This window comes from Paraburkholderia graminis C4D1M, from assembly GCF_000172415.1.
In the GTDB taxonomy this organism is placed as follows: Bacteria; Pseudomonadota; Gammaproteobacteria; order Burkholderiales; family Burkholderiaceae; genus Paraburkholderia; species Paraburkholderia graminis.
On the sequence record NZ_ABLD01000039.1, the window covers coordinates 23,182 to 37,916 of the forward strand.

Annotated in this window: 15 protein-coding genes and 1 tRNA gene; all 16 read right to left on the minus strand. The window is 60.9% G+C overall.

Annotated features, from left to right (window positions below; translation table 11 throughout):
- Window positions 1-4: 4 nt before the first annotated feature.
- Window positions 5-1,495, minus strand: a complete 1,491-nt coding sequence (locus tag BGRAMDRAFT_RS31110; protein WP_006052892.1) for an NADH-quinone oxidoreductase subunit M — start codon at window positions 1,493-1,495, stop codon at window positions 5-7.
- A 14-nt stretch (window positions 1,496-1,509) separates the two neighbouring features.
- The gene (gene nuoL, locus BGRAMDRAFT_RS31115) at window positions 1,510-3,588 is read right to left on the minus strand and encodes an NADH-quinone oxidoreductase subunit L (protein ID WP_006052893.1); all 2,079 of its coding nucleotides are present in this window, start codon (window positions 3,586-3,588) and stop codon (window positions 1,510-1,512) included.
- 17 nt (window positions 3,589-3,605) lie between these two features.
- A complete protein-coding gene (gene nuoK / locus BGRAMDRAFT_RS31120) occupies window positions 3,606-3,911 on the minus strand; it encodes an NADH-quinone oxidoreductase subunit NuoK (RefSeq protein WP_006052894.1) in 306 nt (101 codons plus the stop codon).
- Window positions 3,912-3,931: 20 nt separating this feature from the next.
- Window positions 3,932-4,618 carry an NADH-quinone oxidoreductase subunit J gene (locus tag BGRAMDRAFT_RS31125; protein ID WP_006052895.1) on the minus strand — a complete coding sequence of 229 codons (687 nt, stop codon included), beginning with the start codon at window positions 4,616-4,618 and terminating at the stop codon, window positions 3,932-3,934.
- 203 nt (window positions 4,619-4,821) lie between these two features.
- Window positions 4,822-5,310, minus strand: coding sequence for an NADH-quinone oxidoreductase subunit NuoI (gene nuoI, locus BGRAMDRAFT_RS31130; protein WP_006052896.1), 489 nt, complete (start codon window positions 5,308-5,310; stop codon window positions 4,822-4,824).
- 15 nt (window positions 5,311-5,325) lie between these two features.
- Window positions 5,326-6,390 carry an NADH-quinone oxidoreductase subunit NuoH gene (nuoH, locus tag BGRAMDRAFT_RS31135; RefSeq protein WP_006052897.1) on the minus strand — a complete coding sequence of 355 codons (1,065 nt, stop codon included), beginning with the start codon at window positions 6,388-6,390 and terminating at the stop codon, window positions 5,326-5,328.
- Window positions 6,391-8,724: an NADH-quinone oxidoreductase subunit NuoG gene (gene nuoG / locus BGRAMDRAFT_RS31140; RefSeq protein ID WP_006052898.1), complete on the minus strand. Its 2,334-nt coding sequence runs from the start codon at window positions 8,722-8,724 to the stop codon at window positions 6,391-6,393.
- A 187-nt stretch (window positions 8,725-8,911) separates the two neighbouring features.
- On the minus strand, window positions 8,912-10,240 hold the full coding sequence (nuoF, locus tag BGRAMDRAFT_RS31145; protein WP_006052899.1) for an NADH-quinone oxidoreductase subunit NuoF: 1,329 nt from the start codon (window positions 10,238-10,240) through the stop codon (window positions 8,912-8,914).
- On the minus strand, window positions 10,237-10,722 hold the full coding sequence (nuoE, locus tag BGRAMDRAFT_RS31150; RefSeq protein WP_006052900.1) for an NADH-quinone oxidoreductase subunit NuoE: 486 nt from the start codon (window positions 10,720-10,722) through the stop codon (window positions 10,237-10,239). Before nuoE ends, nuoF begins: the two co-directional genes overlap by 4 nt.
- A gap of 132 nt (window positions 10,723-10,854) precedes the next feature.
- Window positions 10,855-12,108 carry an NADH-quinone oxidoreductase subunit D gene (locus BGRAMDRAFT_RS31155; protein WP_006052901.1) on the minus strand — a complete coding sequence of 418 codons (1,254 nt, stop codon included), beginning with the start codon at window positions 12,106-12,108 and terminating at the stop codon, window positions 10,855-10,857.
- 9 nt (window positions 12,109-12,117) lie between these two features.
- Window positions 12,118-12,720 (minus strand): NADH-quinone oxidoreductase subunit C, encoded by a 603-nt coding sequence (locus BGRAMDRAFT_RS31160; RefSeq protein ID WP_006052902.1) that lies wholly within the window; start codon window positions 12,718-12,720, stop codon window positions 12,118-12,120.
- Between the two features lie 21 nt (window positions 12,721-12,741).
- Entirely contained in the window at window positions 12,742-13,221 is a 480-nt protein-coding gene (locus tag BGRAMDRAFT_RS31165) for a NuoB/complex I 20 kDa subunit family protein (protein WP_006052903.1), read from the minus strand.
- A gap of 63 nt (window positions 13,222-13,284) precedes the next feature.
- Window positions 13,285-13,644 (minus strand): NADH-quinone oxidoreductase subunit A, encoded by a 360-nt coding sequence (locus tag BGRAMDRAFT_RS31170; RefSeq protein WP_029969798.1) that lies wholly within the window; start codon window positions 13,642-13,644, stop codon window positions 13,285-13,287.
- Between the two features lie 159 nt (window positions 13,645-13,803).
- A tRNA-Leu gene (locus BGRAMDRAFT_RS31175) sits at window positions 13,804-13,888 on the minus strand.
- Window positions 13,889-14,002: 114 nt separating this feature from the next.
- Complete coding sequence (secG, locus tag BGRAMDRAFT_RS31180; RefSeq protein ID WP_006052905.1) at window positions 14,003-14,389, minus strand: preprotein translocase subunit SecG; 387 nt, start codon at window positions 14,387-14,389, stop codon at window positions 14,003-14,005.
- A gap of 79 nt (window positions 14,390-14,468) precedes the next feature.
- Window positions 14,469-14,735 (minus strand): triose-phosphate isomerase (locus tag BGRAMDRAFT_RS31185; protein WP_044022022.1); only part of this gene is annotated, 267 nt, incomplete at its 5' end.

The window sequence follows — 14,735 nt, forward strand, 5'->3', positions numbered from 1 at the left end:
TGCGTTACTGAGACAACGGCAGCTTCGACTGCGCAACGTGGGAGAGGAGGTTTTCCACGGATACGTGCATCACATCGGTAAAGGGCTTCGGATACAGGCCCATGAAGAGCGTCAGTGCGGCGAGCACTGCCAGCATGAAAAACTCGCGGCGGTTGATGTCGAACAGGCCCTTCACGTGGTCGTTGGCGACCGCGCCGAAGTAGACGCGCTTGTACATCCACAGCGTGTAGGCCGCGCCGAGAATCAGCGTCACGGCGGCGCCGCCCGCGATCCAGAAGTTGTACTGGACAGCGGCCAGAATCACCATGAATTCGCCGACAAAACCCGAGGTGCCCGGCAAGCCGCAATTGGCCATCGAGAACAGCATCACGAAGGCCGCGAATTTCGGCATCACGTTGACGACGCCGCCGTAGTCCGCGATCTGACGCGAGTGCATGCGGTCGTACAGCACGCCGATGCTAAGGAACATGGCGCCCGACACGAAGCCGTGCGAGATCATCTGCACGATCGCGCCTTCCACGCCGAGCTGATTGAAGATAAAGAAGCCGAGCGTGACGAAGCCCATGTGCGCGATCGACGAATACGCGACCAGCTTCTTCATGTCGGCCTGCACCATCGCGACGAGGCCGATGTAGATCACGGCGATCAGCGACAGCGTAATGACGACCGGCGCGAGGAAGTGGCTTGCGTCCGGTGCGATCGGCAGCGAGAAGCGCAGGAAACCGTATGCGCCGAGCTTCAGCATGATCGCGGCCAGCACGACAGAGCCGCCGGTCGGCGCTTCCACGTGAGCGTCAGGCAACCACGTGTGCACCGGCCACATCGGCACCTTCACGGCGAACGCCATGAAGAACGCTATGAACAGTAAAACCTGCGGCGTCATCGCGATCTGCGCATGCTGCCAGGTGGCGAGATCGAACGTGCCGGTCTGGACGTACAGATAGAGCAACGCGACCAGCATCAGGAGCGAGCCCATCAGCGTGTACAGGAAGAACTTGAACGCCGCGTACACGCGGTTCGCCCCGCCCCACACGCCGATGATGATGTACATCGGAATCAGCGTCGCTTCGAAGAACACGTAGAACAGCATGCCGTCGGCGGCGCTGAACACGCCGACCATGATGCCCGACAGGATCAGGAACGAGGCCAGATACTGGCCGACGTTCTTCGTGATGACTTCCCATCCGGCGATCACGACGATCACCGTGATCAATGCGGTCAACACGACGAACCACATCGAAATGCCGTCGACACCGAGGTGATATGTAATGTTGAATCGTTCGATCCAGTTGGCCTGTTCGACGAACTGAAGATCGGCGCTGCTCGAATCAAAACCGGTGATCAGCGGAATCGTGACGATGAAGCTGACGATCGAGCCGATCAATGCGACCCAGCGCGCGGGGCCGGGGTTACGGTCGGAGCCGATGGCCAGAACCAGCAGGCCGCAAAGGATCGGCAACCAGATGGCGAGACTGAGAATCGGATAAGCGTGCATTAGTGTCCCTCGCCTTATTTGCCGCCGAGCGTTACAAACAGGGTCAGGAGCCCCAACATGCCGATAATCATGGCGAACGCGTAGTGGTAGATGTAGCCGGATTGGAGGAAGCGGATCACGCCGGCGAACCAGCCGATAAAGCGTGCGCTGCCGTTGACGATGCCGTCGATCACGACGACGTCGCCTTCCTTCCAGAGACCACGGCCAATCGCCACGGCGCCCCGCGCAAACACGACTTCGTTGATCTTGTCCATGTAGTACTTGTTATCGAGCAGCGTGTAGATCGGCCCGAACGCGCGCTTGATGGTAGCCGGCAGTTCAGGACGAACCAGATACAGGAACCACGCGACGAGCACACCCGCGAGCGCGAGCCACACCGGCAGGCCCGCGACCGAGTGCAGGCCCATCGCGGCCCAGCCGTGGAACTCTTCGGCCATCTCGTGCAGCGCCGGATGGTTTTCGCCGATGAAGATCACCTTCTCGAACGCCACGCCGTGCTGGAAGAAGTCGCCGAACAGCATCGGGCCGACCGCGATCGCACCGATCACGACAGACGGAATCGCCAGCAGCACCAGCGGCAACCACACGACCCACGGCGTTTCATGCGGTTCGTGCGCGTGACCGTGGTCGTCGTGACCGTGGTCGTCGTGACCATGTGCGTCATGGCCGTTGCCATGACCGTGTGCCGCGGCTTCGGCGCCCATCGGCGAATCCGGATGCTTCGGATCGCGGAAGCGCTCCTTGCCGTGGAACACCATGAAATACATACGGAACGAATACAGCGCGGTGACGAACACGCTTGCCACCACGGCGAAATAGGCAAAGCCCGAACCCGGCAGATGCGACAGCTTCACTGCGTCGATGATCGAATCTTTCGAGTAGAAGCCCGAGAAGAACGGCGTGCCGATCAGCGCCAGCGAACCGATCAGCGACGTGATCCACGTGATCGGCATGTATTTGCGCAGGCCGCCCATGTTGCGCATGTCCTGATCGTGGTGCATGCCGATGATCACGGAACCCGCGCCGAGGAACAGCAGCGCCTTGAAGAACGCGTGCGTCATCAGGTGGAACACGCCGACCGGATAAGCCGACACGCCGAGCGCGACCGTCATGTAGCCGAGCTGCGAGAGTGTGGAGTAAGCCACCACGCGCTTGATGTCGTTCTGGACAATCCCGAGGAAGCCCATGAACAGCGCGGTAATGGCGCCGATCACCGTGACGAACGAGAGCGCACTATCCGACAGTTCGAACAGCGGCGACATGCGCGTGACCATGAAGATACCGGCCGTCACCATGGTTGCCGCGTGAATCAGCGCGGAAATCGGCGTCGGGCCTTCCATCGAATCCGGCAGCCACACGTGCAGCGGAAACTGCGCCGACTTACCCATTGCGCCGATGAAGAGGCAGATACACGCCACCGTCAGCAGGCCCCAATCGGTACCCGGAAAGCTCAACGCGGCCAGTTCCGTGCGCTTGGCAAACACGTCGCCGTAGTTCATCGAACCGGCAAACGCGAACAGCAGGCCGATACCCAGCAGAAAGCCGAAGTCGCCGACGCGGTTCACGATGAACGCCTTCATGTTGGCGTAGATCGCCGACTCGCGCGTGTAGTAGAAACCGATCAGCAGGTACGACACGAGACCCACTGCTTCCCAGCCGAAGAACAGCTGCAGGAAGTTGTTGCTCATCACGAGCATCAGCATCGAAAACGTGAAGAGCGAGATGTACGAGAAGAAGCGCTGGTAGCCGTCGTCGTCGGCCATGTAGCCGATCGTGTAGATGTGCACCATCAGCGACACGAAGGTCACGACGCACATCATCATGGCCGTGAGCGAATCGACGAGGAAGCCGACTTCGAACTTGGTCTTGCCGATGGACATCCATTCATAGACGGTGGCGTTGAAGCTCGCGCCGTCCAGCACCTGGAAGAACACCATCATCGACAGAACGAACGAGATGGCAACGCCGAGGATCGTGACCGAGTGCGCACCCGCGCGCCCTACCGCCTTCCCGAACAGCCCCGCGATCAGGCAACCGGCCAGCGGTGCCAGCGGAATCGCCAGCAGCAGGTTTTCATTGAGTATCGTGGACATAACCGCTTTTCCTGAGATTAACCTTTGAGCTGATCGAGATCTTCGACATTGATCGTGTCGAGGCTACGGAACAGGGTCACCAGAATTGCGAGGCCGATCGCTGCTTCCGCTGCCGCTACGGTCAGCACGAAGAACACGAAAATCTGGCCATGCACGTCGCCGAGATAATGCGAGAAGGCGACGAAATTGGTATTCACCGCGAGCAGCATCAGTTCGATCGCCATCAGGATGATGATGACGTTGCGACGGTTCAGGAAAATACCGACGATGCTGATCGCAAACAGAATCGCGCCGAGCACGAGGTAATGGGCAAGGGTCAACATGATTTCTATCTCCTGTCCGCTCAGCTGTTCTTCGCAGACGCCGATTCGGCTGCTGCGGCCGCCGCTGCGGCTTCTTCCGCCGCGACGGTCGCCGGGCTCTTTTCCGACGGCATCTTCACGACGCGCACGCGGTCTTGCGCACGCACCTTGACCTGGTCGCTGATCTTCTGGCGCTTGCTGTCCTTCTTGTGGCTCGTGGTCAGCGCGATAGCCGCGATGATCGCCACCAGCAGCACGAGGCCGGCCACTTCGAACGCGAAGATGTAGTCGGTGTAAATCACTTTGCCGATCAGGCGGGTGTTCGACCAGTCGCCCATGCCGCCCGCCGCGGCGGTCGTGTCGGGCACCACCGTGCTCGTCGCGCCGTAGCCGTGCCACAGGATCAGCGCGGTTTCGAGCACGATGATCGCGCCCACCACCGTGGCCATCGGCACGAAGCGTCTGAAGTCCTTGCGCAGCACGTCGAGGTTGATGTCCAGCATCATCACGACGAACAGGAACAGCACCATCACCGCGCCCACATAGACCAGCACCAGCAGGATGGCGAGGAACTCGGCCTGCAGCAGCATCCAGATAGCCGCTGCGTTGAAAAACGCCAGCACGAGAAACAGTGCGGACGACACCGGGTTGCGCGAGGTGATCACCTTCAGCCCTGAAACCACCAGGAGCAGCGCGAAGATGTAGAACAGTACGGTCGTGAATTCCATGATTACCGGTTCATCGTTAGGCCATCGTCAGGCATTTTCTTTGGCACGGGCGTCCGGCCACAGCGTGACAACCGCCGGAACAGACGCACGCGTGCGCCGTGCCGCGGCTTGCATACCGCGGCGCTCGGCCCGACAACAGGCCGTATTACTGCTGCATTGACTTGATGCGCTACTGCCGCACCTACTGCTTGTACTTGGACGCTTTAACGATACGGTGCGTCGGCAGCCTTGTTCGCGGCGATCTCCGCTTCGTAACGATCGCCCACGGCCAGCAGCATGTCCTTCGTGAAGTACAGATCGCCGCGCTTTTCGCCGTGATATTCGAGAATGTGCGTCTCGACAATCGAATCGACCGGGCAGCTTTCTTCGCAGAAACCGCAGAAGATGCACTTGGTCAGGTCGATGTCGTAACGCGTGGTGCGGCGCGTGTTGTCTTCGCGCGTTTCCGACTCGATCGTGATGGCGAGCGCCGGGCACACCGCTTCGCACAGCTTGCACGCGATACAGCGCTCTTCGCCATTCTCATAACGTCGCAGCGCATGCAGTCCGCGAAAACGCGGCGAAATGGGCGTCTTCTCTTCCGGGAACTGCACGGTCACCTTGCGCTGGAACGTATAACGTCCGGTCAACGCGAGGCCCTTGATGAGTTCCGTCAAAAAGAAGGTCTTGAAAAAATTTTGGATTGCGGTCATAAGTTCATCCGCCCTTTATTTCCAGATATTCCACGGCGACATGATCCAGAAGCCGACCACCACCAGCCACACCACGCACACCGGAATGAAAATCTTCCAGCCGAGACGCATGATCTGGTCATAGCGGTAGCGCGGGAACGTGGCACGCGCCCAGATGAACACCGACAGCAGCAGGAAAACCTTGAGGACGAGCCAGAAGATGCCGGGGATAAACGACAGGAAGCCGAACGGAGCACTCCAGCCGCCGAGAAACAGCGTCGACGCCAGCGCCGAGATCACGATCATGTTGATGTACTCGGCAAGGAAGAACAGCGCGAACGCCATACCCGAGTAATCGATCATGTGACCCGCGACTATTTCCGATTCGCCTTCCACCACGTCGAACGGATGGCGGTTCGTTTCCGCGATGCCCGAGATGAAGTACACGACGAACATCGGCAACAGCGGCAGCCAGTTCCACGACAGGAAGTTCAGGCCGTGTGCGGCGAAGAAGCCGCGTTCCTGCGAACCGACGATGTCCGACAGATTCAGCGTGCCCGCCGTCATCAGCACGACGACCAGCGCGAAGCCCATCGAAATTTCGTACGACACCATCTGCGCCGCGGCCCGCATCGCGCCGAGGAACGCGTACTTCGAGTTCGACGCCCAGCCGGCCAGAATCACGCCGTACACGCCGATCGACGAAATCGCGATCGCATACAGCAGACCCGCGTTGATGTCGCCGAGCACCGCGCCCGCCTGGAACGGAATCACCGCCCAGACCGCGAAAGCCGGCACCACCACCATGATCGGCGCGATCATGTAGATCCAGCGGCTTGCCTGGGTCGGCTGAATCACTTCTTTCAGCAACAGCTTCAGCACGTCGGCGATAGGCTGCAAAAGACCTGCGGGGCCGACGCGGTTCGGGCCGAGACGCACGTGCATCCAGCCGATCAGCTTACGCTCCCACAGAATCAGGTAAGCCACGCACAGCAGGATCACGACGGCCACCACCAGGATGCGCACCAGTGCCCACACCGTGGGCCATGCCACACCGAGAAGCTGGGTGCCGCCCGAGTTGATCGTATCGAACAAGCTCATTTACGCCTTCTCCACCACCAGTTCACCGAACAGGCTGCCCAGCGCTGCACCGGCAGGCGTGGCCGCCGATACGCGGACGACCGTCTCCGCAAGATTCGCGTCGCGCACGGCCGGCAACTGCACCGATTGCTCGCCCTGGCGCACGCGCACCGCGTCGCCTTCCTTCAAACCCAGTTTGTCGAACAGCGCGGCCGGCAGGCCGACGTTGTTCGCGGCACGCGCGGCTGCGGTCAGATGCAGCGATTCCGCGCGACGAACCAGCGCGTCGGCATGGTAGATCGGCACGTCGGCGATGCGCTCGAACTTGCCTTCCGCTGCCTTCGCCGTCTTGCCGCGAGCAACCGTTACGCCCGTGCGGTTCGACAGGCGCGATTGCAGTTCGCCGTCGCCGAGCGCCGCGTTGCGCACTTCTTCCGCCGTGTCGTATTCGAAGCCGGGCGCGCCCAGCAGGCTGCCCAGCACGCGCAACACCTTCCATGCGGGGCGCGTCTCGCCAAGCGGACGCACGACGCCGTTAAACGTCTGCACCGTGCCTTCCGCGTTGACGAACGTACCGGCCGTTTCAGTGAACGGCGCGATCGGCAGCAGCACGTCCGCGTATTCGGCGCCCGTCTGGAACGGCGACATCACGACGACCATCTCAGCCTGGTTCAACGCAGCCAGAGCCTGCGCCGGATTGGCCGTGTCGAACTCCGGTTCGAAGTTCATCAGCACATAACCCTTGCGCGGTTGTTCGAAGACTTCGCGAGCGTTCAGGCCGCCTTCGCCCGGCAATGCGTTCACCAGATGCGCGCCGACCGTGTTCGCGCCTTCCGTCAGGAAGCCGAGCGTTGCGCCGGTTGCGTCTGCGATCCACTGAGCCGCTGCATGAATGACCGCGAAATCCGGATGACGCACCGCGCCGTTGCCGAGCAGCACCAGGCGACGCTCGCCCGTAGCCAGCGACCTGGCGACTTCCTTGTCGGCGTCCGACGCTTGTGCGCCAGAGAACGCTTCCGGCAGCGCCGTGCCGTTCGCTTGCGAGACCGCCGACGCGATGCCGGCGAGTGCCTCGAGCCATGCCGACGGCGCCGCAGCGATACGCCGCGCTTGCGGGATCAGCGCGTCGTCGCCGGTGGCTTGCACCAGCGTGAGCTTCGCGCCGCCCTTGGCCGCCTGACGCAGACGCGCGGCGAACAGCGGATGATCGCGGCGCAGATCGGAACCGATCACGAGCGCCGAGTCGATATTCGACAGGTCCGCAATAGCAGTGCCGAGCCACGGCGTGCCGTTGACCGGCGCCGAGAAGTCCGACTGACGCAGACGGAAGTCGACGTTAGGCGTGCCGACCGCTTGCGCCAGTTGCTTCAGCAGGAACAGTTCTTCGACCGTGCTGTGCGCGCTGCCAAGCGCGGCCAGCGCGTTTGCGCCGTGGTCGCCCTTGATGCCCTTCAGACCTTTGACCACGTAGTCGAGCGCGGTCTGCCAGTCGGTCTCGACCCACTTGCCGCCCTGCTTCAGCATGGGCTGCGTCAGACGTTCGGGGCTGTTCAGGCCTTCGTACGAGAAGCGGTCCTTGTCCGAAATCCAGCATTCGTTGATGGCTTCGTTTTCGAACGGCAGAACCCGCATCACGCGGTTGTTCTTCACCTGCACGACGAGATTGGCGCCGACGGAATCGTGCGGGCTTACCGACTTGCGGCGCGACAGTTCCCACGTACGCGCGCTGTAGCGGAACGGCTTGCTGGTCAGCGCACCGACCGGGCACAGGTCGATCATGTTGCCCGACAGTTCCGAGTCGACCGTCTTGCCGACGAACGACGTGATTTCCGAATGCTCGCCGCGGCCCAGCATGCCCAGTTCCATCACGCCGGCCACTTCCTGGCCGAAGCGCACGCAGCGCGTGCAGTGGATGCAACGGGACATCTCTTCCATCGAGATCAGCGGGCCGACGTTCTTGTGGAACACGACGCGCTTTTCTTCGCTATAACGCGACGACGACTTGCCGTAGCCCACCGCCAGATCCTGCAACTGACACTCGCCGCCCTGATCGCAAATCGGGCAATCCAGCGGGTGGTTGATCAGCAGGAATTCCATCACGGATTGCTGGCCCTTCACCGCCTTTTCGGACTTCGTGCGCACGATCATGCCGGCCGACACGGGCGTCGCGCATGCGGGCACGGCCTTCGGCATCTTTTCGACATCGACGAGACACATCCGGCAGTTGGCCGCAATCGACAGCTTCTTGTGATAGCAGAAGTGAGGAATGTACGTGTCGACCTTATGCGCAGCCTGGATCACCATGCTGCCTTCGGGCACTTCTACTTTCTTGCCGTCTATTTCAAGTTCAACCATGATGGTCAATCTTCCTTAACCTGTTACCGCTCAATCGTTCGCCCCGTTCATCGCCCGCTCGGCAATGAATCCCGTGGTTGACGTGTTCTGGTGCATACCTGTCCGGCGTGCCGCTTGTCCGGGAGCTTGCCCGAGCGCCTCTCCGTGCGCGCCTCGGGCGACTTGCGAGGTCGCTCAGCAACCTCGCTCAGGCAGCCACTGTTTCCGCTGCCGCCGCAGCGCCCGCATGACCGCCGACGAGGCAATGCTTGTGGGCGACGTGATATTCGAATTCGTCCCAGTAGTGCTTGAGCATGCCGCGAACCGGCATGGCCGCAGCATCGCCGAGCGCGCAGATCGTGCGGCCCATGATGTTTTCCGCGACCGAGTTCAGCAGATCCAGATCTTCCGGACGGCCAAGACCGTGCTCGATACGATGCACGACGCGATACAGCCAGCCCGTGCCTTCGCGGCAAGGCGTGCATTGACCGCACGACTCTTCGTAATAGAAGTACGACAGACGCAGCAGCGAACGCACCATGCAACGCGTTTCGTCCATGACGATGACCGCGCCCGAGCCGAGCATCGAGCCCGCCTTGGCGATCGAGTCATAGTCGAGGTCGGTCTGCATCATGATGTCGCCCGGAATGACCGGTGCCGACGAACCGCCAGGAATCACGGCCTTGATCTTGCGGCCGCCGCGCATGCCGCCGGCGAGGTCCATCAGCGTGGCGAACGGCGTGCCGAGCGGAACTTCGTAATTGCCCGGACGTTCGACGTCGCCCGAGATCGAGAAGATCTTCGTGCCGCCGTTGTTCGGCTTGCCGATTTCCAGGTAATTTTGCGGGCCGATGGCGAGCAGGAATGGCACCGCGGCAAACGTCTCGGTGTTGTTGATCGTGGTCGGCTTGCCGTACACGCCGAAGCTCGCCGGGAACGGCGGCTTGAAGCGCGGCTGGCCTTTCTTGCCTTCCAGCGACTCGAGCAACGCGGTTTCTTCGCCGCAGATGTAGGCGCCGTAACCGTGATGCGCATGCAGCTCGAACGAGAAGCCCGAACCCATGATGTTTTCGCCGAGGAACCCGGCGCGGCGAGCTTCGTCCAACGCTTCTTCAAAGCGTTTGTAGACTTCCCAGATTTCGCCGTGGATGTAGTTGTAGCCGACCGTGATGCCCATTGCGTACGCGCCAATGGCCATGCCTTCGATCAGCGAATGCGGATTGAAGCGCAGGATGTCGCGGTCTTTGAACGTGCCCGGCTCGCCTTCGTCCGAATTGCAGACGAGGTACTTCTGGCCCGGGAACTGACGCGGCATGAAGCTCCACTTCAGGCCGGTCGGGAAGCCCGCGCCGCCACGGCCGCGCAGACCCGACGCCTTGACGTCGGCGATCACCTGCTCGGGCGGAATTTTTTCTTCCAGAATGCGGCGCAGCTGGGCGTAACCGCCGCGCGCCACATAGTCTTCGAGATGCCAGTTGTCGCCGTTCAGGCCGGCGAGAATCAGCGGTTTGATGTGACGATCGTGTAAAGACGTCATTTCGAAAGTTCCTCGAGCAGCTGGTCGATCTTCTCGCGGCTCATGAAGCTGCACATGCGATGGTTGTTCACCAGCATCACCGGCGCGTCGCCGCACGAACCCATGCATTCGCCTTCTTTCAAGGTGAATTTGCCGTCGGCCGTGGTTTCGCCGAAGTCGATGCCGAGCTTCTGCTTCAGATATTCAGCGGCGCTGTCGGAGCCGCCGTCCGGGCCGAGTTGACACGGCAGGTTCGTGCAGAGCGTGATCTTGTGCTTGCCGACCGGCGACGTCTCGTACATCGTGTAGAAGGTGGCGACCTCCTGCACGGCGACTGCCGGCATGCCGAGATAGTCCGCGACGAACTGCATGAGTTCGGGCGACAGCCAGCCATGCTCTTCCTGAGCAGTGGCCAACGCCGACATCACGGCGGACTGTTTCTGATCGGCGGGATACTTCGCGATCGCACGATCGATTTCTTTCAGGCCTTCAGCTGAGATCATTTTCAGACACGACTCTTTCAATTCCTACCGAACGAAAACCCGTCGCTCACTTCGTGCTGCGACAGACCCGGCGTTCCTTTGCTTGACGCACGCTTCGGACCAAACATGAAGACGCGCGCCGATGAATACGTCCTAGCGATCTACTTCGCCGAACACGATGTCCTGCGTGCCGATGATCGTCACGGCGTCGGCGATCATGTGGCCGCGCGCCATTTCGTCGAGCGCGGACAGATGCGCATAGCCCGGCGCGCGAATCTTGAGGCGATACGGCTTGTTCGCGCCGTCGGAAATCAGGTAGATGCCGAATTCGCCCTTCGGATGCTCGACGGCGGCGTACGACTCGCCTTCCGGCACGTGGAAGCCTTCGGTGAACAGCTTGAAGTGGTGAATCAGTTCTTCCATGTTCGACTTCATGCCCACGCGCGACGGCGGCGCAACCTTGTGATTGTCGATCATCACAGGGCCCGGATTCTTGCGCAGCCACTCAATGCACTGTTTCACGATGCGCGTGGATTGACGCATTTCTTCGACACGGACCAGATAGCGGTCGTAGCAGTCGCCATTCACGCCCACCGGAATGTCGAAGTCCAGCTTTTCGTACACTTCGTACGGCTGCTTCTTGCGCAAATCCCACTCGATGCCCGAGCCGCGCAGCATTGCGCCGGACATGCCCATTTGCAGCGCACGCTCCGGGCTGACCACGCCGATGCCGACCAGACGCTGCTTCCAGATCCGGTTGTCGGTGAGCAGCGTTTCGTATTCGTCGACGCACTTCGGGAAGCGCGTGAAGAAGTCGTCGATAAAGTCGAGCAACGAGCCCTGACGGTTCTCGTTCATTCTCGACAATGCCTTCGCATTGCGGATCTTCGACGCCTTGTATTGCGGCATTGCGTCAGGCAGATCGCGATAAACGCCGCCCGGGCGGTAATACGCCGCATGCATGCGCGCGCCGGACACCGCTTCGTACACGTCCATCAGATCTTCACGCTCGCGGAACGCGTACAGGAACACGGCCATTGCGCCAACGTCGAGCGCGTGCGCGCCGATCCACATCAGGTGGTTTAGCACGCGCGTGACTTCGTCGAACATCACGCGGATGTATTGGGCGCGCACCGGCACGTCGATGCCGAGCAGCTTTTCGATCGCCATCACGTAGCCGTGCTCGTTGACCATCATCGACACATAGTCGAGACGGTCCATGTACGGCACCGACTGAATGAACGTTTTCGTTTCGGCGAGCTTTTCAGTCGCGCGATGCAGCAGGCCGATGTGCGGATCGGCGCGCTGGATGACTTCGCCGTCGAGTTCCAGCACGAGGCGCAGCACGCCGTGCGCTGCCGGGTGCTGAGGGCCGAAGTTGAGCGTGTAGTTCTTAATCTCTGCCATGGCGTTCTCTTAGTGTTTCAGACCGCCATAGCGATCTTCGCGGATCACGCGCGGCGTGATTTCCCGCGGCTCGATCGTCACAGGCTGATAGACGACGCGCTTCTCTTCCGGGTCGTAACGCATTTCGACGTAGCCGGAGACGGGGAAATCTTTACGGAACGGGTGACCAATAAAACCGTAGTCGGTCAGAATGCGGCGCAGATCCGGGTGGCCTTCGAAGACGATGCCGTAAAGGTCGAACGCCTCGCGCTCGTACCAGTTCGCCGAATTCCAGATATCGACGACGGACGGCAGAATGGGCATGTCGTCATTCGGCGCGAACACGCGAAGCCGCAGACGCCAGTTATTCTGCACCGACAACAAATGCAGAACGGCCGCGAAACGCGGACCGTCGTAAGCGCCGTCGGCATAGGTTTGATAGTCGACGCCGCACAGATCCATCATCTGTTCGAAACCGAGCGAGCGGTCGTCGCGCAGACGCGTTGCCACGTTGAGGTAGTCGCTCGCTTTCACGACGATCGTCAACTCACCGATTGCCTCGGTAGTGCTCAACAGGAGGCCGCCAAAGGCCGCCTCGAGGTTCGCTTTCAGGGTCTCGAGTTTGCTTGCCATATTGTGGGGAGAGGCGTTGCCTTATTGACGGGCGATTGTGTTGGTGCGGCGAATCTTGGCCTGCAACTGGATCACGCCGTAGACCAGCGCTTCCGCTGTCGGCGGGCAACCCGGCACGTAGACGTCGACCGGCACGATGCGATCACAACCGCGCACTACCGAATACGAGTAGTGGTAATAGCCGCCGCCGTTCGCGCACGAACCCATCGAAATCACCCAGCGCGGTTCGGCCATCTGGTCGTACACCTTGCGCAGAGCCGGCGCCATTTTGTTGCACAGCGTGCCGGCGACGATCATCACGTCCGACTGACGCGGACTCGGACGAAACACCACGCCGAAACGGTCGAGGTCATAACGGGCCGCGCCCGCATGCATCATCTCGACCGCGCAGCACGCCAGACCGAACGTCATCGGCCACAGCGAACCGGTGCGCGTCCAGTTGATCAGTTTGTCAGCCGTCGTGGTGACAAACCCTTCCTTCAAGACCCCTTCGATACTCATTTGCTTTCCACTCCAGACGGGGCGGCAAGCCTTGGCCACCCACGCAAACCGGCGATTAAACCATCATTCCCAGTCGAGGCCGCCCTTCTTCCAGATATAGGCGAAGCCCAGCAGGAATTCGAGCAGGAAAATCATCATCGCCATGAAGCCAGGCCAGCCGATGTCGCGCAGGGCGACGCCCCACGGGAACAGGAACGCGGTTTCAAGATCGAAAATGATGAAGAGAATGGCGACGAGGTAATAGCGCACGTCGAACTTCATGCGCGCATCTTCGAATGCTTCGAAGCCGCACTCGTACGGTGCGTTTTTCTCGGTATCGGGCTTGTTGGGACCGAGGATCTTGCCGATACTGACCAGTGCTACGCCTAAACCGGTGCCCACAACGAGGAACATCAAGACGGGGAAATAGGCTGCGAGGTTCAAGACTATCCTCAATCGGTTGGTTCTGAATGCCGTCAGGAGCATAGCACCCCTGACGCGAAATCACTTCTGAGACGTACACGCCGCAGACCAACGCAAACCGCGCGCCAGAAGTGAAAATGCCAGCCGAAGCGAAGCAAGCGGCTGGCATTAGATAACATTTGGTGCCGACGGCGAGACTCGAACTCGCACAGCTTTCGCCACTACCCCCTCAAGATAGCGTGTCTACCAATTTCACCACGTCGGCACTGTATGCAATCCGGGAAAACAACTTATAAAACCCGCGAATCGCTTCAAGACTTAGATTCTAACTGGTTCAAACAGTTTGTTCAACGCACAAAAGCACTTTCTACGAAAAATTTTATTTCGGTACGTCGGTGGCCGGAACCGATGCAGCCGACGCCGCGAGCGCAGCCGAACCGCCTGCCGGAGCGGACCCAGCCGGTGCCGCCGAAGCCGCCACGGGCGCGGTAACCGCGGCGCCCAGCACGCCGGCTGAAGGCTTGGCGCGATAAGCGCCGAGGTACGTGAGCGTCAGCGTGGTGACGAAAAACACCGCGGCGAGCACTGCGGTTGTACGCGACAGGAAGTTTGCCGAGCCGGTCGCGCCGAACAGGCTGCCCGATGCACCGCTACCAAAAGCCGCGCCCATATCGGCGCCTTTGCCGTGCTGCAGCAAAACGAGGCCGATGACCCCGAGTGCCGACAACAGCTGAACGACGATAATCAAAGTTTTCAAATACAGCATTGCACTCACCTGAGTCTTTTATTTAGCCGAAACCCGCGGACTGCGGGCCCGGAATGGGTCATTCCGAGAGGCGCCCTGCTCAACCAGCGGCTGTCGTAGCAGCCGCCGCCTTGCAGATCGCCAGAAAATCCTGGTCCTTCAGTGACGCGCCGCCGATCAGGCCGCCGTCGATGTCCTGCTGACGGAATAATTCTTCCGCGTTGTCCGGCTTCACGCTGCCGCCGTACAGCAACGGCACGCCGGCAAATTTGGCGCCCTTCGCGGCGAGACGCCCGCGCAGGAACGCGTGCACCGCTTGCGCCTGGCCGGCCGTCGCGCTCTTGCCGGTGCCGATCGCCCAGACCGC